Raw genomic sequence first — 20793 nt, forward strand, 5'->3', positions numbered from 1 at the left:
TGATGATCGCAGCGCGGGGCAATCGGCAGCGACTGATTTGACGGACGGCGCAATGATTCGCGGGTCCGTGGCCGTCGTAGGAGCGGAGGTGCCCGTGACCTACGAGGAGTTCGCCGACAGCCGGCTCGGCGCCCTGCTGCGGTACGCCGTCATGCTCACCGGTGACCAGCACACGGCGCAGGACCTCGTGCAGGAGACGATGGTCCGGGTCCAGCTGAACTGGCGGCGGGTCGCCGGCAGCGACTCTCCGGACGGGTACGTCCGCAAGATGCTCACCAACCAGTTCGTCGACCTGCGCCGGGGCTCGTGGGTCCGGCGGGTGCTGTTGCGGCCCGAGCCCGATCCGGCCCGCGCGGCGCCCAGCGACCACGCCCAGGAGAGCGCCGAGCGGGACAGGGTCTGGACCATGCTGGCCCGGCTCCCGCGTCAGCAGCGCGCCGCTCTGGTGCTGCGTTACTACGAGGATCTGCCGGATGCCGAGATCGCCGAGGTGCTCGGCTGTGCCGTGGGCACGGTTCGTTCGTCCATCTCGCGAGCGCTCGTCACGCTCCGTACCGAGTTCGTGGAGGCCCGATGACCCCGATCGAGGAAGAGCTGCGGGCCACCTTCGAGCGGCACGAGGCCCTGACCCCGGCCGTCGGCCCGGTGCGGGCCGGGATCGATATCGCCTGGGTACGCGCCAAGCGCCGGCGCCTGATCCGCCGGGCGGCCGGAGCGGCCGTGGCCGTGCTGATGGCCGGAACCGCGGTTCCGGTGGTCCTGGAGAGGTGGCAGCACGCCTCGTCACCGTCGGTGCCCACCGCCGAGCTGTTCGCGGCTGAGCCGGCGCCGGCCGGCCCGCTGGACGTGCTGCTGCTGGGCAGCGACAACCGGATCCGCTGGCAGGACCGGGCGAACCGCCGGGCCGACTCGGTCATGATCATCCACGTGCCGGCCGACCGCACCCAGGCCTACCTGATCAGCCTGCCGCGCGACGGCGAGGTGAAGCTGCCGGACGGGGCCACGAGCAAGCTGAGCGAGACGCTCTTCTTCGGCGGCCCCGCGCTGACCGGCAAGGTGGTCTCCCAGCTCACCGGAGTCACCTTCGACGCGACCGTGACGGTCGACTTCCGGGCGCTGCGGGCCGTCACCGAGGCCGTCGGCGGCGTACGGGTGTGCCTGCCGCAAGCCGTCAAGTCGGTGCACAACCACAAGACGTACCCCAAGGGCTGCCAGCAGCTGACGGCTGACGACGTCGCGCCGGTCCTCCAGGCCCGCTTCGGCCTGCCGCGCGGCAGCTACGACCGTGACCGCAACGCCCAGCTCTTCCTGCGCGCGTTGGCGGGCAAGCTGGCCGCGGACGGGACCGTCACCGATCCCGCCCGCGTGCAGGCGCTGGTCAGCGCGGCCCGGGACGGCCTGGAGATCACCGGGGACCCGGCCGCGTTGCTGCGGGCGGCCGGCTCACTGGGCTCTCCCGGGTCACCGGTCGGGATCAGCGAGCGCACCTTCCACAGCATGGCCAACGGCCGGGAGCAGATCTATGCCAAGGTCGGTCCGTCGCTGTACGCCGCGCTGCGCGACGACACGCTTCCGGCGTGGATCGCAGCAAATCCGTCATACGTCGTGAAATAGGACTCAACGGTAGTCGTCATCGAGGGGAACGCTGCGTCCCTGTTCCTGGGCGTCCCATTCCGGCGCCTCCAGGGACCGGCTCACGGCCGGCTCCTCGGCGTCGTCAGCCCAGCTCGGGTCGGCCACCGTGGCCTGTTCGGCCGCGTCGCCCTCGGGCGCTTCCAGGTCACGCTCGTCCTGCGGGTAGGTCATGGCCGGCTCCCTTCACGTCGCGGGTCACTCCCTCATGCTGCACCGTCCCCGCCGCGCCCGGCCCGCAAACCGGCGCGAGGGTAACGGGGCGATTTCCGTGCCGGTCCCCCGCTGCGGAATACTGCCTGCTGGAGGACAGCGCGGTCCTGCCCTCTGCTTCGCAATCCGATATCAAGGAGCGCACCGATGCCCATCGCTTCCCCTGAGGTCTACGCCGAGATGCTCGACCGCGCCAAGTCCGGCGCGTTCGCGTACCCCGCGATCAACGTGACGTCCTCGCAGACGCTCAACGCCGCCCTGCAGGGCTTCGCCGAGGCCGGCAGCGACGGCATCGTCCAGATCTCCACCGGTGGCGCCGAGTACGCCTCCGGCCCCACGGTCAAGAACATGATCACCGGCGCGGTCGCCCTCGCCGAGTACGCGACCGAGGTCGCCAAGAACTACCCGGTCAACATCGCGCTGCACACCGACCACTGCCCGAAGAACAAGCTCGACGCGTACGTGCGCCCGCTGCTCGCCCTCTCCAAGGAGCGCGTCGCGAACGGCAAGGCGCCGCTGTTCCAGTCGCACATGTGGGACGGCTCGGCCGTACCGGTCGACGAGAACCTGCAGATCGCCGAGGAGCTGCTCGCGCAGGCCGCCGCCGCGCACATCATCCTCGAGATCGAGGTCGGCGTGGTCGGTGGCGAGGAGGACGGCGTCTCCGCCGCGATCGACGACAAGCTCTACTCGACGGTCGAGGACGGCCTGGCCACCGCCGCCGCGCTGGGCCTGGGCGAGAAGGGCCGCTACATGACGGCCCTGACGTTCGGCAACGTGCACGGCGTCTACAAGCCCGGCAACGTCAAGCTGCGCCCGGAGATCCTCAAGGAGATCCAGGAGGCCGTCGGCGCCAAGTACGGCAAGGAGAAGCCGTTCGACCTGGTCTTCCACGGCGGCTCCGGCTCGCTGCTGTCGGAGATCCACGGCGCCCTGGACTACGGCGTGGTCAAGATGAACATCGACACCGACACGCAGTACGCGTTCACCCGCCCGGTCGCGGACCACATGTTCCGCAACTACGACGGCGTGCTGAAGATCGACGGCGAGGTCGGCAACAAGAAGCAGTACGACCCTCGCGCCTGGGGCAAGCTGGCCGAGGACGGTCTGGCCAAGCGGGTCGTCGAGGCGTGTGAGCACCTGCGTTCGACGGGCACCTCGCTCCTCAAGTGATCTTGTCGAGAACGGCCGGTCCCCGTACGTGGGGACCGGCCGTTCTCGTGTTGCCGGACTACGCAGAGGCGTGGGTACGATCGTCGTCTTGTCCGGAAGAGGGCGGTGATCATGCTCGGTATCGAGGGGTATGAACCCGAGTGGCACCACGACGCCGAAGCCCTCGCCGCCGTCCACAGAGCACGGTTTTCCCGGCTCATCGGCCGTGAGCTGGTCGGCGGCTGGCTGATGTGGGACATGTCCGAGCGGGGCTGGTTCGCCGACGGCCCGGTGATCCTCGGCTTCGGTGGCGCCAACGTGGAAATCACTCACCGCAAGTTCGACGAGTGTGCAATCACCTGGAACCAGGTCGACATGAGCGCACCCATCGAGTGGTACGCCACCGGCATCCAGCTCGACTGGCGGGCCGACCCGCACGCGGCGCTGCGCAACGCCCGGGGCCGGCGGCTGCGCGAGGTCAACATCATCGAGCGCACCACGGTCAAGGAGTGGCGGCCCCGGGTGCTGCACGCCGTCGAGTTCCTCTTCGAGGGGGCGCGACTGGCGGTCTTCAACGCGATGGACGAGAACGGGCTGACCGACGTACCGGAAATGGATCTGCCGGTGCACAGCTGGCGCCGCGTGCACGTAGCCTGACCGGCCGGGGGCTGGCCCTACCCGCGGGACGCCGGGCAGCAGGATTCTGCCGGTCCGCAACCAGCCCTAGCGTCGAGAGCATGAAGATGCTCCTCGCGGGCCTCGCCGTTCTCGGCCTGGCCGCCGCGACCCTACCGGCCACTTCGGCCTCCGCCCACCGGTCCGATCGCGGTCAACTGATCACCGCGACCTCGTTGCGGACCTTGACCACCAGAGCCGACGTCGCCCACGCGCTCACCGAAGCGCAGTTCGACCCCGCACCCGCCCGGTACGGCGTCGACACGTACCAGCTGATCTACCGCACGGTCGACCCGGAGGGCCGGCCCACCGTCGCCAGTGGACTGTTGGCCCTGCCGCGGAACGGCGCCCGGCAGCTGCGCACGGTGTCCTACGCGCACGGCACCGAGCTCAACCGGCTCGACGCGCCCTCCCTGACCGCCGACGGCTGGGGTGTCGCGCCCGCTCTGACCTTCGCGTCCGCGGGCTTCGCCGCCGTCGCGCCGGACTATCTCGGCCTGGGGCTGGGACCCGGGCCGCACCCGTTCCTGGACGTGCCTTCGGAGACCACCGCGGGGGTGGACCTGCTCCGGGCCGCACGTGCTTTCGTCCCGCGTACCGGTCATGAGCTGGGCCGGGACGTGCTTGTCACCGGCTTCTCCCAGGGCGGGTCGGCCGCGACCGGGCTGGCCCAGGCCCTGCACGGTGGCGCGGACGACTGGTTCCGGCTGCGGGCGCTGGCGCCGATCTCCGGGGCGTACGACGTGCGCGGTGTCGAACTGCCCGCCCTGCTCGACGGCACGGTCGCGCCGCCGTGGAACGTGGGCTACACCGCGTACCTGATGGTTTCGTGGAACCGCCTGCACCACCTCTACGACGACCCGGCCGAGGTCTTCGACGACCAGATAGCGGACCGGGTCGAGGGGCTCTACGACGGCGTGCACGACGGCGACGACCTGGGTGAGCTTCTGCCCATGCGGCTCGACCAGCTCTACACCCGGCACGGGTGGAAGCTGCTCACCGAACCATCGGGGCCGTTCGCCGCGGCGTTGCGGGTGCACGACGCGACGTGTTCGGGCTGGCGGCCGGGCGTACCGGCGCGATTGCTCGTCTCGGCCGGCGACGAGCAGGTCCCGACCGCGAACGCCGAGCACTGCGCGGCGTCGTTCCGGACGGTGCCCGTGGTCGACGTGGGCGACCTGAAGTACGAGGGCTCGATCCACCTCGGCTCGAACATCCGCGGCACCGCCGCGGCGGCCACGTGGTTCGCCAGCTTGCGCTAGCTCCCGCCTCCTCCGCCACCACCGTCGCCTCCGCCGCCGGACCAGCCGCCACCATCTCCGCCGGACCAGCCACCGCCATCGCTGCCACCGCCGCCATCTCCGCTCTCGGAGTGGTGGCGGTGGTCGGTGTCTCCGTAGGTGTAGAGCACGCCTGAGCCGTCGAGGTGGCTGTTGCTGCCGGACGGGCGTGTCCCGGTCGTGCGACGGCTGGTCCAGACCGCGACGCCGACAGCGGCCGCGAGTCCCAGAACAAACAGGATCGTCACCATGACCGCAGTGTGGGGCATGCCTGCCACCCAGCCGTAATGGCTTTGCGGGAGCCGGCGCGGGCCGCTTCAATGCCGGTATGGATCTCCGTCGAGTGGACCTGAAGGCCCTCAACTCCCTGACCAAGTACCCGTCGATCCCGACCTACCACCTGCTCGACCCGCGCAACGGCGGTCTGCGGGACGAGGCCGTGGTCTTCTCCGGGCCGGTCGTGGGAACCGAGAAGGTCGACGGTACGAACGCCAGGATGATCCTGACCCCCGGTGGTGGCTGGCTGATCGGGTCGCGCGAGGAGTTGCTGCACGCCCGCGGTGACCTGATCTTCAACCCGTCGCAGGGCATCGTCGCCGCGCTGAAGCCGGTCGCGGAGGCGCTCGCCCCCGTTGCCGGCAACGAGATCCGGGTCGTCTACGTCGAGCTCTACGGCGGCAAGGTGGGCGCCGCCGCCAAGCAGTACACCAGCGACCCCACCCGGTACGGCTGGCGGTGCTTCGACGTGCTCGTCCTGAGCGACCCGGCCGAGCAGCTCAGCTGGCCGGCCGAGCGGATCGCCGCGTGGCGCGACGGTGGCGGGCAGACCTTCCTCGCCGAGGACGAGCTGGCCGGCGCCGCTCGCGATGCCGGGCTCGAGCTGACGCCGCGGCTGTTCACTCTGGACGCCGCGGAGCTGCCGACCGACCTGGAGAAGACCAGTGCCTGGCTGGCGGAGCAGCTGCCCGAGTCGCGGGTGCGGCTGGACGCCGGGGCGCCGGGCGGGGCCGAGGGCATCGTGCTGCGCGGCAACGATCGCAGCGTGATCGCCAAGGCCCGGTTCCAGGACTACGCCCGTACCCTCAAGCGCCGCCGTTGAGGTAGCTCTCCACCGCTGCCGACGTGCGCTCGGTGTCGCCGGTGGCGAGGAGGTCCAGCAACGCTCCGCGCAGCACCGCGAGGGTGAGGGTGGCCCGCTCGGTCCCGGGCCGCCCGGCCGTCAGCACGGCGAGCCAGTCCTGCACGGTGGCCCGGGCGAAGTCGGCCCACGGCCCGGTGGGGTCGACCAGCGAACGGACGTACGCCTCGGCCCACAGTACGAGCAGCGGCCGGTGCTCGGGGGCGGCCAGCCACCGCCAGATCTCCGCGACGGGATCGCCGGTGGCCGGCAGCCGCCCGAGCATCGCCAGCTCGTCGCTCCGGGCCCGGTCGAGCAGCGCGCGTACCAGCCCGTCCTTGCTGCCGAAGAGCAGCAACAACACCCGGGGGCTCGACCCGACGGCGGCCGCCAGCGGCCGCAGCGACATGTCCGCCAGGCCGTGCGTCAGCACGTGGTCGTAGGCGCGTTCCAGCAGCTCAGCACGTCGGGCCGACACTCCGCTATCCTCACTGAAACAGTCGTTTCAGTCAAGCGAGGAGGACGCCATGAGCTCAGCCGAGGCGGTGATCCGGCCCCTGGACCAGCCCGGGGATCTGGGCTGGGTCATCGCGGCCCACGGCGAGGTCTACGCCGACGAGTTCGGCTGGGACCGCAGCTTCGAGGCGCTGGTCGCCCGGATCGTCGCGGACTTCGCCTCCGGCCACGACACCGAGCGCGAGGCGGCCTGGCTCGCCGAGGTCGACGGCCGGCGCGTGGGCTGCGTCTTCTGCGTCGCCGGCCCGGACTCGACGGCCCAGCTGCGGCTGCTGCTGGTCCACCCCGACGGGCGCGGGCACGGCCTCGGCGGCCGCCTGGTGGACACCTGCCTGGCCTTCGCCCGCGACGCCGGCTACCGCACCATGCGGCTGTGGACCAACCACCCGCTGACCGCGGCACGCGCCATCTACCTCAGCCGCGGCTTCACCCTCGTCGACGAGGAGGCCCACCACAGCTTCGGCGTGGAACTGGTCGGGCAGACCTACCAGACGCAGCTGTCCTGATCAGTGCGTCAGCGCCGCCATCGCCTCGTCGACGGAATCGGTGACCACGATCAGATCCGACTGGTCGCCGTGCGGTGAACGGGCCAGCAGCGGCCGGAGCAGCGCCTCGACCGGCAACGCCGACCAGTGCTCGACCCCCAGGAAGACGAACGCGCCGGACGGGCCGTCGGTGCGGTAGAAGGTCTTCGTCGCCGCCTGGAACACCTCCTGGACCGTGCCGGCCCAGCCCGGAGCGAAGACGATGCCGCCGCGGGCCAGGCGCAGGATCGTGTCCTCCCGGACGGCGTTGGAGAAGTACTTGCCGATCTGGCCGGCGAAGAGGTTCGCCGGCTCGTGGCCGTACAGCCAGGTGGGCAGGGCCAGGCCGCCGTGGGTGAGCCGGCCGACCACGTCCGCCGCGGCCGGTGCCGGATACGCCGTACGCACCGCCAGCGCCGCCGCCGTGTACGGGTCGTGGTCCATGAACTTCGGCGCGGGCGCGAGCAGATCGATCGCGGCGTCCAGCTCGTCCGCGGGGCGACCGGTGAAGTAGGCGCCCAGATTGGCCGCCTCCATCACTCCGGGCCCGCCACCGGTCACGATCAACCGGCCGGCGCCGGCCAGCCGCCACGCCAGGGTCGCGGCCATCCGGTACGCGGCCGACCCCCGCGGCTCGGCGTGCCCACCCATGATCCCGACCGCACCCCGGGCGTCGTGCTGGCCGACCCACGCGGCCAGCGCCTTGCCCAGCGCGTTGTCGATGCCGGCGTCGTGCAGCCGCTGCCCGATCGCCTCGCGCAGATCGGGCGCCGCGCCGCCGTGGGCCAGGAAGTGCTCGTAGACGCGGGTGTCGTACATGCCCGCGAAGCCGTCCTGCACGAACCCGAGAGCCAGATCGTCCGGCGTGTACAGGTGGGCCGGATGCGTCGGATAGGGACGGGCCTCGAACGGCGGCACCAGGTGCGCGCCCCGGGAGATGAGATCCATCTCGACCTCGGGGCCGGCCAGCCGGCAACCGACGAACAGGGTCCCGCTCACGTCGACGCCGGTGAAGTCGGGGCACTGCTCGTCGAGCCGCAGCCCGAGCACGATCAGCCCGGCCAGCGACCGCTTGGCGAGGTGGGTGTCGAGTTCGGCACGCGACTCGATCTCGGACGCGGTGGCGTCGAACGGGGTCTCGCCGCCGAACACGGGCTGCAATGGATCACCGGGCATGACCGTAGGGTAGCCAGCGTGAAAAAGGCGTCGGGATCGCTGTTCGGGTTGGCGTACGGGGACTCACTCGGCAAGCCGACCGAGTTCCAGGACTACGAGACGATCGTGGCGGCGTACGGGCCGGGCGGGCCGCGGGAGCTGACCGGTGACCCGGCGCTGGTCACCGACGACACCCAGATGATGCTGGCGGTCGGCGAAGCCCTGGTGGCGGCCGGTCCGCTGACCCCGGCGAGCTTCGAACCGGTGCTCCGGCAGGCGTTCCTCGACTGGGCGATCAGCCCCGACAACAACCGCGCCCCCGGCATGACGTGCCTGCGCGCGTGCGGCGACCTCGCCGACGGCCGGCCCTGGCAGCGAGCCTCGCAGATTCACTCGAAGGGCTGCGGCGCCAACATGCGCGTCACCCCGGTCGGGCTGCTGCCCGGGCTCACCGACAAGCAGCTCGCGGGGGCCGCGCAGTTGCAGGCCGGTCTGACCCACGGCCACGCGACGGGGCTGGCGGCGAGCGAACTGACCGCGTACGCGGTGCGCTGGCTGAGCGACGGCCTGCCGCCGCGGGATCTGCTGCCGCGCCTGCGGGCGCATTGCGCCGAGCAGCGGCGGATCTATCACGAGGACTGGCTCGGCGACCTGTGGCAGCGACCGGCGGTGGAATCAGCCGAGGACTTCATCTCCCGCGGCTGGGACGAGAACGCCGCGGCCCTCGACCGGGTCGCGGACGCGCTGCGCCGGGGTGACACCGGCGGCGACCCCTGCCTGGTCACCGGGGCCGGCTGGATCGCCGAGGAAGCGCTGGCCACGGCCCTCTACTGCTACCTGCTCACCCCGGACGAGCCGGTCACCGTCCTGGGCCGGGGCGCGGCCTCGTCCGGCGACTCGGACTCCATCGCCTGCCTGGCCGGCGGCTTCGCGGGCGCGGCGCTGGGCCTGGCGGCCTGGCCGCCGGCCTGGCAAGAGCGCATCGAGTACGCCGACAGGCTGCACGCCCTGGGCGAAGCATGGGACATGGCAAGGTGACATTCACCAACCCACCCCCGGAAACGGGTCCCCGGCGCGGTTGAATAGGCCCATGCAAAACCTCCTTCCCGAGCCGCCGGCCACCCGCCTCCCCGCCGACACCGAGGCCGACGCGGCCCTGGCCGAAGCGAAGCAGGCCGGCACCGACGAGGCCTACAAGACCGTCGCGGCCCGCTACCCGGCATACAGCGGTGGCTGGGCGGCGCTCGCGGAGAGCGCTCTGGCCGAGAAGCAGCCGGTCACCGCGTACGCGTACGCCCGTACGGGCTACCACCGGGGACTCGACGCCCTGCGCCGCAACGGCTGGAAGGGCCACGGGCCGGTGCCGTGGTCGCACGCCCCCAACCAGGGCTTCCTGCGCTGCCTGCACGCCTTGTCGCTGGCGGCGGCGCAGATCGGCGAGTCGGACGAGGCCGCCCGGTGCGCCCAGTTCCTGCGCGACAGCGACCCGGCAGCGGCCGACGCCCTGACCTGATCGGGCCGGGCCAGGCCGGAACCCCGGCCTGGCCCCGACCGCTACAGACCCTCGGCCACCGCGGCGGCGATCTTCAGCCAGGAGTCGCGCGTGCCGTTCGACAGGTGGCCATAGCGAAGCGGCTCACCCGAGTCGATCAACTTCTCGTACGGCGCCAGCAGAACCGCCCGGGTCCGGGCCGCGAAGTGCCGCTGAATCGCCGGCAGGTCGATGTCCTTGCGGGTGGGCGGCATCGTGACCACGCTGACCGCCTGCCGGACCAGCCGCTGCCGCCCGCTCTGCTCCAAGTGGTCCAGCATGCGCGCGGCCGTCTCGGCCGAGTCGTTACGCGCCGACATCGTGATCACCAGCTGGTCGGTGGCATCCATCGCCGCCTGCCAGTTCTGCGCCCGGACGTTGTTGCCGGTGTCCACGAAGATCAGCTTGTAGAACCGGCTGACAATCTCCCGGATCTCGGCGAACGCGCTGGCCGTCAGCATCTCGCCCGCGGTCGCGGACTCGTCCGAGGCGAGCACGTCGAACATGCCCTCGCCCTGCGCCCGCACGTACTGGCTGAGGTCACCGACCCGCCCGTGCGATCCGCGGAACAGGTGCAGATCCCGCATCATGTCCCGGACCGTACGAGCATGGAAGTCCTGCTGCGCCCGCATGCCGAGGGTGCCCTGGGTCTCGTTGTTGTCCCAGGCCAGCACATAGCCGCCACGCTTCTGCCCGAACGTCATCGCGAGGAGGAGGACGGCGACTGTCTTGCCGGCGCCGCCCTTCGGGTTGACCACGGTGACCTGCCGCAGGCCGCCGAAGTTGCGCCGGACCATCTCGACGTCCTGCTTGTACTCCTGCTCACGCTTGCCCGGCGCCAGCCGGACCAGGCCCATCGTGCCCTTCTGCAGCATGGCCCGGGCGCCCATGGTGGCGGTCGGCTCGGCCGGCTTGGCCAGCCGCCGCCGGGCGAACTCCTCCGCGGTGGGCGTGCCGTCCGAGACCCAGGGAAGCTGCTGGTAGGGGTCTACGGGCGGGGGCTGCTGGTGGGGGCCGGGGGGCTGGTCGCCGTGGTGGGGTGGTTGTTGAAGCTGGGGGTGCGGGGCGGCGGCCCTGGGGTCGATGGTCGGCGGGAAGGGGCCGGGGACCGGGGGTGGTTGGGTGTTGGTCCGGGGCTGCTGCTCCACCGGCCATGGGGCCGGCTGGCCTTGGTGGGGCTGGCCTTGGTGGGCCGGGCCTGGGTGGGGTGGCAGCGGGACGGGTGGCACTGGTCCTGGTTGGTGGATGCCGGCCTGGTGGGGCCCGGCCTGGTGGGGCCCGGCCTGGTGCGGCCCGGCCTGGGGCGGCCCGGGCTGGTGGGGCCCGGCCTGGTTGGGGGTTGGCACGGCTTGGCCTGTCAGGTGCGGTCCGGGCTGGGGGCCGGGTGGGTTCGGGCCGGGCACGGCTGCACCTGTTCGGCTCGGTCCTGCCTGGTGGGGGCCGGGCTGATGCGGTCCAGGCGGGCCTCCCTGCTGGGGGCCGGTCTGATTCGGCGCCTGGTGCGGCGGCACTGACACAGGCGCTGCGCCGCTCTGTCGCGCGCCGCCGGCCTGTCCAGTGCCGGTCTGTCCGGCACCAGCCTGGGCGGCACCGCCGGCGTGTCCGGCACCAGCGTGCGCGGCACCGCCGACCTGTCCGGCACCAGCGTGCCGAGCGGCGCTGGCCTGCGCGGCATCGCCGGCCTGCCCGGCGCCCGCGTGCCCGACGCTGCCGGCCTGTCCGGCACCGGCGGCCTGTCCGGCACCCGCGTGCCCGACGCTGCCGGCCTGTCCGGCACCGGCGGCCTGTCCGGCACCCGCGTGCCCGACGCTGCCGGCCTGTCTGGCACTGGCGGCCTGTCCAGCGCCCGCGTGCCCGACGTTGCTGGCCTGTCCGGCACCGGCGGCCTGTCCGGCACCGGCGGCCTGTCCGGCGCCGGTTTGTCCGGAACCCAGCTGCGGGCCGACCGGTCCGGGCCGGTAGACCGCTCCCGCGTGCTGCTCGTCCCCGTTCTCGGGGCTCTGCCGCGGCGTCACCGTCGGGAAGTGCGCCGGACCGGCGCTGGACACAGCACCGTTCCGCTGCGCCGCCCCGGCTGCATCCGTCCCGCTTCGGGGCCCGGGCATCGGACCTCCGTCGGTCTGGGCCGGCCGCTGCGGTGGCTGTGACCAGGGCGAATCTGCCGCTGACGGCCCGTCAGGGCGTGGTCCACCACTGACCGGCGCGCTCAGGTCCGGCCGGGGAGCCGTCGAGGGCCCGTCGGGCCGTGGCCCTCCGCTGACCGGCGCGCTGTGGGCCGGACCGTGGGCGGCGGCCGACGGTCCGCCGCTGACCGGCGCGCTGGGCGTCGGTCCGGAGACCGGTGCCGCGCTGCCCGTACCGTGCGGCGCGGCGTCCGAAGTGGTCGGCGGCGGCGAAACATGGGCAGAAGCGGAGAAGTGCCCCGCCGCCGTAGATCCCGTGCGGGGTGGGATGTTCGGCCAGGGCTGTGCTCCGCCGCCATCCGGGCCGGGCGCGGGCCGCGGCTGGGGAATCTGGGGCTGGGGCGGCTGCTGGTGGTACATCGGTGGGGCGGGCGGTGGTGTCACCACGCGGTCCATCGGCCGGTAGACGCTCGGGTCGCCCTGTTGCGGGGCAGGCACCGGCGGGGTGGTCACCGGCGGGGCCGGCGGGAGCGGGAAAGCCTGCGGTGCGTCCCGGGGCACCGGCTTGCCACCGTGCACCGGAGCGTTCAACTCCTCCGGCGGCCAGAACGGCTCGACGTCCCGGTCGGGTTGCGTGCCGTTCGTACCCGGGACGTAGACGCGGTCGGCGTTCTCGTCCTCCACGGATGCGACCTCCCCGTATTTCCAAAGATTCGTACCTGAGTGCTAGTTCAGACTCGCACAAAGGGTCATCCCGCGTACACCGCCCAGGCGCCGGGCTCGGTCCACCACGAGCGTTTGCGGTTCATCGTCCCGGCCACGCCGTCGTCGAGGAACTGCAGCTCGCCGTCGCGGGGTAGGACCGACACGGCTCGGCCCCGGGCCCGGCGCACCTCCACGCGTACCCTCGGCTTTTTGAACAGCTGCTTGACCAGCACCGGGACCGCCACCGCGACCTCGACCCGGCCGTCGGCCGGGTCCGGCGTGCCGAGCAGCGGCAGGCCGTCGAACTCGGCGTAGGCCCCCGCGTTGCCGATCGCGCAGGCGATGATCTGGTCGGTGCCGTCGGAGAGCACAGCGTCATCGACCTCGATGCGACCGCGCCACGGCACCGCCTTTCCGGCGTCGTCGGCGCCGCCGACCAGCGCGCCGTCCACCGTCACGGAGCCGCCGTCGTTGCGCAACAGATCAAGGCGGCGGACCGTGGTCCCGAGCACCGCGGCGGCGACCGCGGCCGGGTCGCGGGGCAGGCCCAGCTGAACGGCGAGGTCGGTGCTGTTGGTCGGGTCGAGCGGCAGGATCGCCACCGGCGGCAGGTCCGGCACGGTGCGGTTCTCGACGAGGTCGGCGGGGCGTTTGCTCGGCGGCGGCGCGTACCGCCGGACCAGCCGGCGCATCACCGCCCTGAGCTGGCCGTCCGTCGCCGTCGCGACGACCAGCCGCAGCTTGCTCTCCTGATCGGGCCAGGTGAGGCCGTCCGGCCGCGCCGGCGCGTCGAAGCGGGCGATCACCGCGTCGATCTCCGCATCCGAGGATGCGGTCACGGTCTCGACCCGCGCGCCGGCCGCGGTGAGGGCATCCACGCACTTCAGCACCGGTACGCGCGGAGTGTCGCAAACCTCCTGCTCGGCGGAGCCGCAGCCGCCGCACGCCGAACCGCAGGCACCCGCGGCCGAGCCGCCACCCTCGGCCAGGCTGAGCACGATGACGTCGTACACGGCTCAGGCCCCGCTCAGCACCGAGTGCCGCTCGATGACTTCCTCGCGGCCCGGGCCGACGCCGACCACGGAGACCCGCGCGCCGATCCGTTCCTCGACGAACTCGACGAAGCGCTGGGCGTTGTCGGGCAGCTCGGCGAAGCTGCGGGCGCCGCTGATGTCCTTCTTCCAGCCTGGCAGCGTCTCGTAGATCGGGGTGGCGTGGTGGAAGTCGCTCTGGCTGTACGGCATCTCGTCGTGCCGCACCCCGTTCACGTCGTACGCCACGCAGACCGGGATCTCGTCCAGCCCGTCGTAATTGTCCAGTTTGGTCAGGGCGAAGTCGGTCACGCCGTTGATCCGCTGGGCGTAGCGGCCCATCACCAGGTCGAGCCAGCCGATGCGGCGGGGGCGGCCGGTCGTGGTGCCGTACTCGTGACCGACCTTACGCAGATAGTCGCCGACCTCGTCGTGCAGCTCGGTGGGGAACGGACCCTCACCGACCCGGCTGGTGAACGCCTTGAGCACCGCGACGACCCGGTCGACCCGGGTGGGCGGGATGCCGGAGCCGGTGCAGGCGCCGCCGGCGGTCGCGTTGGAGCTGGTGACGAACGGGTACGTGCCGTGATCGACGTCCAGCAAAGTGGCCTGGCCGGCCTCGCAGAGCACGACCTTGCCGTGGTCCAGCGCCTGGGCGAGCTCCAGCGCGGTGTCGGCGACCATCGGGCGCAGCCGCTCGGTGTAGGAGAGCAGCTCGGCGATGACCTCGTCGGGCTTGATCGCGCTGCGGTTGTAGATCTTCGAGAGCACCTGGTTCTTGAAACTGAGGGCGGCTTCGACCTTCTGCCGCAGGATCGACTCGTCGAAGAGGTCCTGGATGCGGACGCCGAGCCGGTTCATCTTGTCGGCGTACGTCGGGCCGATGCCGCGACCGGTGGTGCCGATCCGCCGGGCGCCCAGGTAGCGCTCGCTGACCTTGTCCAGCGTCCGGTTGTACGACGCGATGACGTGGGCGTTCGCGCTGATCCGCAGGCGGGAGGTGTCGATGCCGCGCGCCTCCAGGCCGTCGATCTCCTCGAACAGCACCGCCAGGTCGACCACCACGCCGTTGCCGATCACCGGGGTGACGCCGGGGGTGAGGATGCCGCTGGGCAGCAGGTGCAGGGCGTATTTCTCGCCCTTGATCACGACGGTGTGGCCGGCGTTGTTACCGCCGTTGAACTTGACCACGTAGTCGATCCGGTCGCCCAGGAGGTCCGTGGCCTTGCCCTTGCCCTCGTCGCCCCACTGGGCGCCGACCAACACGATCACCGGCACTTGACTGACGCCTTCCGTTGACACACGTCGTACGCGGAGAGGCCCGGGTACTGCCGAAGTTTACGCGACGCGGCGATCCGCCGCCCGCCGGTTATCCACAGCGTTGTCCACAGGACGATATCGGTGCTTTGTGGACTTGCGGACGAGCGCGCGGGAGATCAACCCTGGCCCGTAGGATCTGCGGCGTGCGTGTACTTCTGATCGGATCCGGCGGCCGCGAGCACGCCCTTGCCGTCGGCCTCGCCGCGGACCCCTCGGTGGAGCGACTGATCGCTGCCCCCGGCAACCCCGGCATCGCCGCGGTCGCCGAGCTGCGTGACGTCACCGCCACCGACCCGACCGCGGTGGCCGCCCTCGCTGTCGAGGTCGCCGCCGACCTGGTGGTGATCGGCCCCGAGGCGCCGCTGGTGGCCGGCGTTGCCGACGCCGTGCGAGCCAAGGGCATCGCCTGCTTCGGCCCGAGCGGGGCGGCGGCCCGGTTGGAAGGCTCGAAGGCGTTCGCCAAGGACGTGATGGCCGCCGCGGGCGTGCCCACCGGCCGGTCCTACGAGTGCACCACCGACGCCGAGGTGGCGGCCGCGCTCGACGACTTCGGCCCGCCGTACGTGGTGAAGAACGACGGTCTCGCCGCAGGCAAGGGTGTGGTGGTGACCGACGACCGCACCGTCGCCGAGGAGCACGCGCGCGACTGCGGCCGGGTGGTCATCGAGGAGTTCCTCGACGGGCCCGAGGTGTCGCTGTTCGTGGTGACCGACGGCACAGCCGCGGTGCCGCTGATGCCGGCCCAGGACTTCAAGCGCGCCCTCGACGGCGACGCCGGGCCGAACACGGGTGGGATGGGGGCGTACGCGCCGCTGGCCTGGGCGCCGGACGACCTCGTCGAGCGGGTGATGGCCGAGACCGTCATGCCGACGCTGGCCGAGATGCGGGAGCGGGGCACGCCGTTCGCCGGGCTGCTCTACGTGGGGCTGGCGCTGACCGGCAAGGGCCCGAAGGTCATCGAGTTCAACGCGCGCTTCGGGGACCCGGAGACGCAGGTGGTGCTGGCTCTGCTGGCGACGCCGCTGGGCGAGCTGCTGCACGCGGCGGCGACGAGCACGCTGGCCGACCTCCCCGCGCTGCGCTGGCACGAGGGCGCGGCGGTGACGGTCGTCGTGGCGAGCCACAACTACCCCGGCACGCCGCGCACCGGCGACGTGATCACCGGCGGCGAGCAGCCGGGAGTGATCCACGCGGGCACGGCCCGCCGCGAGGACGGTGCGCTGGTGTCGGCCGGTGGGCGGGTGCTCAGCGCGACCGCTACCGGGGCCGATCTGGCTGCGGCCCGGGCGGCGGCCTATGCGCTGGTGGAGGGCATCACGCTGGAGGGCTCTCACCACCGGACTGACATCGCCCTGGGCGCCGTCGAAGGCCGCATCACCGCCTGACCCGGCGGCGCCGGCCCACCGCCTGACCCGGCGGCGCCGGCCCGCCACCTGGGCGCGCGGCGCCGGGCCGCCACCTGGGCGCGCGGCGCCGGCCCGCCGCCTGACCAGCGGTGGGAGGGCCGCCTACCTGGGCTGGAGTGCCGACCTGGGGGATATCCCCCAGGTGAAGACGGCCGTCAGCCGGGTCCTCATCAAGCGGCCGGATGCATAGCGTGACTTTCCGTAGGCACCGACTACGGAAGGAGTCCGGATGATCGAGGCCCGGAATCTCACCAGGCGATATGGCCGGACGCTCGCCGTCGACGCGCTCAGCTTCGACGTGCGGCCGGGCAGTGTCACCGGTTTTCTCGGCCCCAACGGGTCGGGCAAGTCCACCACCATGCGGCTGATCCTCGGGTTGGACCGGCCCGACGCCGGCCAGGCGCGGATCGGCGGCCGCCGTTACCGCGAGCTGCGCTGGCCGCTCCGCGAGGTCGGCGCGCTGCTCGAAGCCAGGGCGTTCCACCCGGGTCGTACCGCCCGCAACCACCTGCTCGCGCTGGCCGCCGGCAACGCGATCCCGCGGGCCCGCGTCGACGAGGTGCTCGACCTCGTCGGGCTGACCGGCGCGGCCGGGCGGCGGGCCGGGAAGTTCTCTCTCGGCATGGGGCAGCGCCTGGGCGTCGCCGCGGCGCTGCTGGGCGATCCGGCCGTGCTGCTGCTGGACGAGCCGGTCAACGGGCTGGATCCCGAGGGGGTCCGCTGGATCCGTGACCTGCTGAAGTCGCTGGCCGCACAGGGCCGCACCGTTTTTGTGTCCAGCCATCTGATCAGCGAGATGGCGTTGACCGCCGAGCGGCTGGTGGTGATCGGCCGGGGGCGGCTGCTCGCGGATACGACCGTCGCCGAGCTGTCGGCCGGTTCGGCGTCGCTGGAGGACGCGTTCTTCCGGCTCACCAGCGCAGAGGTCGAATACCAGGGGACCATGACGACGGAGGCGACAGCATGACGACGCCCGCGATGACCCGTGTGCCGAGTGGCCGTTACGGGCCGGCGCAGGTGGCCCGGATGGAATGGATCAAGCTGCGCAGCCTGCGCTCCACGTGGTGGACGCTGGCCATCACGATCGCCGCAACCGTCGGGATCGGCGTCGCTGTGGGTCTGAACAGCCGGGACGCCTCTGTCGATCTGACCAACAACGCGCTGGCCGGCGTGGTCCCCGGCCTGCTGCTGGCCGGGGCGCTCGGCGTACTGACCATGACCGGCGAGTACAGCTCGGGGACGATCCGGGTCACGCTGGCCGCTGTGCCGCGGCGCCCGCTGGTCCTCGCGGCCAAGGCAGCCGTGTTCGGGGCCGTGACCCTGATCGTTGGGGAGCTCGCTTCCTTCATCGCGTTCTTCGCCGCCGCCGGCACCCTGCGCCACGGCATCACGGCACCCACGCTGGCCGACCCCGGCGTGCTGCGTGCTGTCGTGCTCACCGGGGCTGCCTCCTGCCTGGTCGGACTGCTCGGCCTGGGGCTGGGCGCGATCATCCGGCACAGCGCGGCCGCGGTCGGGGTCCTGGTGGCCGGCGTGTACGTGGTCGTACAGGTCATCGGGTTCATCGCGCACGGTGCGGCGCCGTACATGCCGATTTTGATCCTGGCCAACTCGCTGAGCACGACCAGGCCGGTGACCTGTGGCACCGACGCGGCGTCCTGTCCGGACTTCCTGTCTGCCTGGGCCGGGCTCGGCATGCTCTCCCTGTACGCCGCGATCGCCTTGGCGCTCGGCGGCTGGCTGCTGGCCCGGCGGGACGCATAGGCCGCCGGGGCCGAGGGAGGAGGATGGCGGCATGGGCATGACCGTGGTGGTGGCCCCGTTCACCCGGCGTCAGGGCCGTGAGCTGTTGTTCTGCCTGGCCGCGCAGCCGTTCGCCCTGCTCAACCCGCTGGTGTTCTTCGTGCTCGCCGTGGACCTGATCTGGTTGGCGGCTGACGGCGGCCGGGGCAACCCGACCCCGGCCCAGATGGCCCTCGCCGGCCTCTGCGTGGGACTGCTGCTCGTGCTGCTGGTGTCGACCGGTGCGGCCCGCTGGCTGGGCTCGCTGCAACGCAAGCTCGCCGACCGGCTGCTCAAGGTGCAGGTCGCACCGCCGCCGCCGGTGCGGCGACGCAGCGGGCCCGGTCCAGGCCTTCGCGACGGCGCCGGCTGGCGGGTCGTGGCCTACCAGCTGGTCAAGCTGCCGGTCGGCCTGATCGAGCTGTACGCCGTGTTCTTCTGGATCGGTGGCCTGGTCAACCTGAGTTACCCGTTGCTGTGGGGCGGGTTCCGCAACCATCCGCCGGGAGCCCAGCTCAGCCCGCTGCCGGTGTTCACGCCGTTCGGGCTGTTCGGTGACGGCACGTTCCAGGTCACGACTCTCCTCGGCACATTCGCCGCCGCCGCTGCGGGAGCGGCGATGCTGCTGGCCGCTCCGTGGGTCACCCGGGCCGTCACCGCCGTCGATGCCTGGCTGATCCGAGGGTTGCTCGGGCCTGGACGGCTGGCCCAGCGGGTCCACGACCTGGAGCAGAGCCGGGCGCTGGCCGTGGACGACTCCGCCGCCCTGCTGCGGCGGCTCGAACGCGATCTGCACGACGGCGCCCAGATCCGGCTGGCCACGCTGGCCATGAATCTCGGCATGGCCCGGGAGAAACTTGGCGACAACGGCCCGGTCCCGGACGCCGCAGCCGCCCGGGAGCTGGTCGACGCCGCGCTGCGGGGGGCCAAGGACGCGCTCGGCGAGCTGCGCAGTCTGGTGCGCGGCATCCACCCGCCGGTGCTCGACAACGGGCTGGCCGACGCGCTCGCCTCGCTGACCGCCGACCGGGCGATCCCGGTCGAGCTGGAGGTCAGCATCCCGGTCCGGCCCACCCCCGCGATCGAGACCATCGCGTACTTCTGCGCCGCCGAGCTGCTGACCAACGCGGCCAAGCACAGCTTGGCCGACAAGCTCGCGGTCCGGGCGGCCGGTCAGCACGACGTGCTGCTGCTCAGCGTCGCCGACGACGGTACGGGCGGCGCCGACCCGACCAGGGGCAGCGGCCTGGCCGGACTGGCACAGCGGGTCGCCGTGGTGGACGGCCGCCTCACGATCGTCAGCCCACCCGGCGGCCCCACGACGATCACCGTCGAGCTTCCGTTGCACGCATGAAGGCGCGGATCGTGATCGCCGAGGACTCGGTGCTGTTCCGGGCGGGGCTCGCCCGGCTGATCGAGGACCGCGGCCACCAGGTCTGCGCGGCCGTGGGCGACGGCGGTGCGCTGCTCGAGGCGGTGGCCGAGCATCAGCCCGACGTGGTGGTGGCCGACATCCGGATGCCGCCGACACACACCGACGAAGGGCTGCGGGCCGCGCTCGAGATCCGCCGCCGGCATCCGCGGACCGGGGTGCTGGTGCTGTCGCAGTACATCGAGACCAAGTACACGGCCCGGCTGCTGGAAGGCAACGCGGCGGGCGCCGGTTATCTGCTGAAGGAACGGGTGGCCGACGTCGCCGATTTCGCCGACGCGCTGGAACGGGTCGCCGCGGGCGGGACGGCGCTCGACCCCGAGGTCGTCGGCCAGTTGCTGCGCGCGAGCCGCCGGGCCGACGGTCTGGCGGCGCTCACCGCGCGGGAGCGGAACGTGCTGGCGCTGATGGCGGAGGGCCGTTCGAACGCCGGCATCGCCGACGCGCTCGTGGTCACCGGCGGAACCGTGGAGAAGCACGTCGCGGGCATCTTCGACAAGCTCGGGCTGCCGCCGGACGAGGCCGACAACCGGCGCGTCCTCGCGGTGCTGCGCTATCTGAGCTCATGAGTGACGCCCCGCCGGAAGGGGCTCCGGCGGGGCGTTCAACAAGTAGCGGTCAGTTCTTCGGGATGTCGAAGAGCTTGGCGACCTGGGCCGCCAGGCCGAGGTCACCCTTCGCCTTGATCTTGCCGGTCATGAACATCATCATCGGGTTTCCGTCGCCGGAGACCACCTTGAGGAAGGTCACCGGGTCCATCGTCATCGCCAGCTTGGGCTCGCGGACCGGCTGGTTGGTGACGGTGCAGGCGCCGTTCTCGATCACGGTCTCGTAGGTGTCCGTGCTGCCGCCGGGGCCGCCCGTGATGTTCCAGTGGATGACGGCCTGGGTCGCGCCGGCCCGGTCCGCGCGGAACAGCGTCGGCATCCGGTTGAACACCTCGTCCAGGATCTTGGTGCGGCTCTCGGAGCCCATGACCTCGGCGATCTTCGAGTCCGGAGTGGACTTGACGAGCTGCGCGAACTCCTTCGGGCCGATCGTGGCGAGAGACTCGGGGCTGAATTCAGTCATCGGTGGACCTTTCGGGATGAGCGCCAGACCTACTCGCGAGTAACCCTAGCGATAACCGCGTAGTCCTGCAGTGTCGCAACCCCCCAACGTCTGTTGGACAGTGAGCCCCGTCTCTCCTAGACTCCCCA

The 20793-nt window shown here is 72.1% G+C and carries 23 protein-coding genes; 15 read left to right on the forward strand and 8 right to left on the reverse strand.

Annotation, left to right across the window (positions count from 1 at the left end; all coding sequences use genetic code 11):
* Nucleotides 1-94 precede the first annotated feature (94 nt).
* Entirely contained in the window at nt 95-577 is a 483-nt protein-coding gene (locus AB0C12_RS12135) for a SigE family RNA polymerase sigma factor (RefSeq protein WP_360546889.1), read from the forward strand.
* Nucleotides 574-1614, forward strand: coding sequence for an LCP family protein (locus tag AB0C12_RS12140; protein WP_360546891.1), 1041 nt, complete (start codon nt 574-576; stop codon nt 1612-1614). Before AB0C12_RS12135 ends, AB0C12_RS12140 begins: the two co-directional genes overlap by 4 nt.
* 3 nt (nt 1615-1617) lie before the next feature.
* Here AB0C12_RS12140 and AB0C12_RS12145 read toward each other — a convergent pair whose 3' ends face one another.
* On the reverse strand, nt 1618-1806 hold the full coding sequence (locus tag AB0C12_RS12145; RefSeq protein WP_360546893.1) for a hypothetical protein: 189 nt from the start codon (nt 1804-1806) through the stop codon (nt 1618-1620).
* A 186-nt stretch (nt 1807-1992) separates the two neighbouring features.
* Between AB0C12_RS12145 and fbaA the strand changes: the two genes are divergently transcribed.
* The 3 genes from fbaA (at nt 1993) to AB0C12_RS12160 (ending at nt 4934) form a co-directional block, all read left to right on the forward strand.
* Nucleotides 1993-3018: a class II fructose-bisphosphate aldolase gene (gene fbaA / locus AB0C12_RS12150; RefSeq protein ID WP_360546895.1), complete on the forward strand. Its 1026-nt coding sequence runs from the start codon at nt 1993-1995 to the stop codon at nt 3016-3018.
* A gap of 111 nt (nt 3019-3129) precedes the next feature.
* On the forward strand, nt 3130-3654 hold the full coding sequence (locus AB0C12_RS12155; RefSeq protein ID WP_360547140.1) for a hypothetical protein: 525 nt from the start codon (nt 3130-3132) through the stop codon (nt 3652-3654).
* Between the two features lie 80 nt (nt 3655-3734).
* Complete coding sequence (locus tag AB0C12_RS12160; RefSeq protein ID WP_360546897.1) at nt 3735-4934, forward strand: lipase; 1200 nt, start codon at nt 3735-3737, stop codon at nt 4932-4934.
* Here the strand turns inward: AB0C12_RS12160 and AB0C12_RS12165 are convergent.
* Entirely contained in the window at nt 4931-5203 is a 273-nt protein-coding gene (locus AB0C12_RS12165) for a hypothetical protein (protein ID WP_360546899.1), read from the reverse strand. The genes AB0C12_RS12160 and AB0C12_RS12165 overlap by 4 nt on opposite strands.
* Before the next feature lie 77 nt (nt 5204-5280).
* On the opposite strand from AB0C12_RS12165, the gene AB0C12_RS12170 reads away from it, so the two are divergent.
* Nucleotides 5281-6051 carry an RNA ligase family protein gene (locus tag AB0C12_RS12170; RefSeq protein WP_360546900.1) on the forward strand — a complete coding sequence of 257 codons (771 nt, stop codon included), beginning with the start codon at nt 5281-5283 and terminating at the stop codon, nt 6049-6051.
* Here AB0C12_RS12170 and AB0C12_RS12175 read toward each other — a convergent pair.
* Complete coding sequence (locus AB0C12_RS12175) at nt 6035-6547, reverse strand: TetR/AcrR family transcriptional regulator (protein WP_360546902.1); 513 nt, start codon at nt 6545-6547, stop codon at nt 6035-6037. The two genes, AB0C12_RS12170 and AB0C12_RS12175, sit on opposite strands and share 17 nt — an antisense overlap.
* Before the next feature lie 49 nt (nt 6548-6596).
* On the opposite strand from AB0C12_RS12175, the gene AB0C12_RS12180 reads away from it, so the two are divergent.
* Nucleotides 6597-7091: a GNAT family N-acetyltransferase gene (locus AB0C12_RS12180; protein ID WP_360546904.1), complete on the forward strand. Its 495-nt coding sequence runs from the start codon at nt 6597-6599 to the stop codon at nt 7089-7091.
* Here AB0C12_RS12180 and AB0C12_RS12185 read toward each other — a convergent pair whose 3' ends face one another.
* Nucleotides 7092-8285 (reverse strand): hypothetical protein, encoded by a 1194-nt coding sequence (locus AB0C12_RS12185; protein WP_360546906.1) that lies wholly within the window; start codon nt 8283-8285, stop codon nt 7092-7094.
* A gap of 18 nt (nt 8286-8303) precedes the next feature.
* Here AB0C12_RS12185 and AB0C12_RS12190 point away from each other — a divergent pair, with 18 nt between their 5' ends.
* Together AB0C12_RS12190 and AB0C12_RS12195 are read left to right on the forward strand one after the other, a co-directional pair.
* Nucleotides 8304-9302: an ADP-ribosylglycohydrolase family protein gene (locus AB0C12_RS12190; RefSeq protein ID WP_360546908.1), complete on the forward strand. Its 999-nt coding sequence runs from the start codon at nt 8304-8306 to the stop codon at nt 9300-9302.
* A 52-nt stretch (nt 9303-9354) separates the two neighbouring features.
* Nucleotides 9355-9777: a DUF3151 domain-containing protein gene (locus AB0C12_RS12195; protein WP_360546910.1), complete on the forward strand. Its 423-nt coding sequence runs from the start codon at nt 9355-9357 to the stop codon at nt 9775-9777.
* A gap of 41 nt (nt 9778-9818) precedes the next feature.
* On the opposite strand, the gene AB0C12_RS12200 is transcribed toward AB0C12_RS12195, so the two are convergent.
* Entirely contained in the window at nt 9819-10943 is a 1125-nt protein-coding gene (locus tag AB0C12_RS12200; protein WP_360546912.1) for a cobalamin biosynthesis protein CobQ, read from the reverse strand.
* 465 nt (nt 10944-11408) lie between these two features.
* Here AB0C12_RS12200 and AB0C12_RS12205 point away from each other — a divergent pair, with 465 nt between their 5' ends.
* Nucleotides 11409-11942, forward strand: a complete 534-nt coding sequence (locus AB0C12_RS12205; protein WP_360546914.1) for a hypothetical protein — start codon at nt 11409-11411, stop codon at nt 11940-11942.
* A 725-nt stretch (nt 11943-12667) separates the two neighbouring features.
* Here AB0C12_RS12205 and AB0C12_RS12210 read toward each other — a convergent pair.
* The gene (locus AB0C12_RS12210; RefSeq protein WP_360546916.1) at nt 12668-13636 is read right to left on the reverse strand and encodes a hypothetical protein; all 969 of its coding nucleotides are present in this window, start codon (nt 13634-13636) and stop codon (nt 12668-12670) included.
* A 3-nt stretch (nt 13637-13639) separates the two neighbouring features.
* The gene (locus AB0C12_RS12215) at nt 13640-14932 is read right to left on the reverse strand and encodes an adenylosuccinate synthase (RefSeq protein ID WP_360546918.1); all 1293 of its coding nucleotides are present in this window, start codon (nt 14930-14932) and stop codon (nt 13640-13642) included.
* Between the two features lie 185 nt (nt 14933-15117).
* Between AB0C12_RS12215 and purD the strand changes: the two genes are divergently transcribed.
* The 5 genes from purD (at nt 15118) to AB0C12_RS12240 (ending at nt 20163) form a co-directional block, all read left to right on the forward strand.
* Nucleotides 15118-16359: a phosphoribosylamine--glycine ligase gene (gene purD, locus AB0C12_RS12220; protein ID WP_360546920.1), complete on the forward strand. Its 1242-nt coding sequence runs from the start codon at nt 15118-15120 to the stop codon at nt 16357-16359.
* A gap of 250 nt (nt 16360-16609) precedes the next feature.
* Entirely contained in the window at nt 16610-17347 is a 738-nt protein-coding gene (locus AB0C12_RS12225) for an ATP-binding cassette domain-containing protein (protein ID WP_360546922.1), read from the forward strand.
* Entirely contained in the window at nt 17344-18144 is an 801-nt protein-coding gene (locus AB0C12_RS12230; RefSeq protein WP_360546924.1) for an ABC transporter permease subunit, read from the forward strand. The genes AB0C12_RS12225 and AB0C12_RS12230 overlap by 4 nt, the downstream gene beginning before the upstream one ends.
* Before the next feature lie 31 nt (nt 18145-18175).
* Nucleotides 18176-19516, forward strand: a complete 1341-nt coding sequence (locus AB0C12_RS12235) for a sensor domain-containing protein (protein WP_360546926.1) — start codon at nt 18176-18178, stop codon at nt 19514-19516.
* Nucleotides 19513-20163 carry a response regulator transcription factor gene (locus AB0C12_RS12240; protein ID WP_360546928.1) on the forward strand — a complete coding sequence of 217 codons (651 nt, stop codon included), beginning with the start codon at nt 19513-19515 and terminating at the stop codon, nt 20161-20163. The genes AB0C12_RS12235 and AB0C12_RS12240 overlap by 4 nt, the downstream gene beginning before the upstream one ends.
* Nucleotides 20164-20212: 49 nt before the next feature.
* Here AB0C12_RS12240 and AB0C12_RS12245 read toward each other — a convergent pair whose 3' ends face one another.
* A complete protein-coding gene (locus AB0C12_RS12245; RefSeq protein ID WP_360546930.1) occupies nt 20213-20665 on the reverse strand; it encodes an SCP2 sterol-binding domain-containing protein in 453 nt (150 codons plus the stop codon).
* Nucleotides 20666-20793 lie beyond the last annotated feature (128 nt).

The organism is Actinoplanes sp. NPDC048967 (genome assembly GCF_040649415.1).
Taxonomy (GTDB): domain Bacteria; phylum Actinomycetota; class Actinomycetes; order Mycobacteriales; family Micromonosporaceae; genus Actinoplanes.

What these genes read in the sequence shown, in the direction of transcription:
- AB0C12_RS12160 (WP_360546897.1), top strand. Translation starts at nt 3,735, where the DNA reads ATGAAGATGCTCCTCGCGGGCCTCGCCGTTCTCGGCCTGGCCGCCGCG.
- AB0C12_RS12245 (WP_360546930.1), bottom strand. Translation starts at nt 20,665, where the DNA reads ATGACTGAATTCAGCCCCGAGTCTCTCGCCACGATCGGCCCGAAGGAG.
- AB0C12_RS12185 (WP_360546906.1), bottom strand. Translation starts at nt 8,285, where the DNA reads ATGCCCGGTGATCCATTGCAGCCCGTGTTCGGCGGCGAGACCCCGTTC.
- AB0C12_RS12170 (WP_360546900.1), top strand. Translation starts at nt 5,281, where the DNA reads ATGGATCTCCGTCGAGTGGACCTGAAGGCCCTCAACTCCCTGACCAAG.
- AB0C12_RS12240 (WP_360546928.1), top strand. Translation starts at nt 19,513, where the DNA reads ATGAAGGCGCGGATCGTGATCGCCGAGGACTCGGTGCTGTTCCGGGCG.
- AB0C12_RS12145 (WP_360546893.1), bottom strand. Translation starts at nt 1,806, where the DNA reads ATGACCTACCCGCAGGACGAGCGTGACCTGGAAGCGCCCGAGGGCGAC.
- AB0C12_RS12180 (WP_360546904.1), top strand. Translation starts at nt 6,597, where the DNA reads ATGAGCTCAGCCGAGGCGGTGATCCGGCCCCTGGACCAGCCCGGGGAT.
- AB0C12_RS12225 (WP_360546922.1), top strand. Translation starts at nt 16,610, where the DNA reads ATGATCGAGGCCCGGAATCTCACCAGGCGATATGGCCGGACGCTCGCC.
- AB0C12_RS12140 (WP_360546891.1), top strand. Translation starts at nt 574, where the DNA reads ATGACCCCGATCGAGGAAGAGCTGCGGGCCACCTTCGAGCGGCACGAG.
- AB0C12_RS12235 (WP_360546926.1), top strand. Translation starts at nt 18,176, where the DNA reads ATGGGCATGACCGTGGTGGTGGCCCCGTTCACCCGGCGTCAGGGCCGT.
- AB0C12_RS12155 (WP_360547140.1), top strand. Translation starts at nt 3,130, where the DNA reads ATGCTCGGTATCGAGGGGTATGAACCCGAGTGGCACCACGACGCCGAA.
- fbaA (WP_360546895.1), top strand. Translation starts at nt 1,993, where the DNA reads ATGCCCATCGCTTCCCCTGAGGTCTACGCCGAGATGCTCGACCGCGCC.
- AB0C12_RS12230 (WP_360546924.1), top strand. Translation starts at nt 17,344, where the DNA reads ATGACGACGCCCGCGATGACCCGTGTGCCGAGTGGCCGTTACGGGCCG.
- AB0C12_RS12195 (WP_360546910.1), top strand. Translation starts at nt 9,355, where the DNA reads ATGCAAAACCTCCTTCCCGAGCCGCCGGCCACCCGCCTCCCCGCCGAC.
- AB0C12_RS12165 (WP_360546899.1), bottom strand. Translation starts at nt 5,203, where the DNA reads ATGGTGACGATCCTGTTTGTTCTGGGACTCGCGGCCGCTGTCGGCGTC.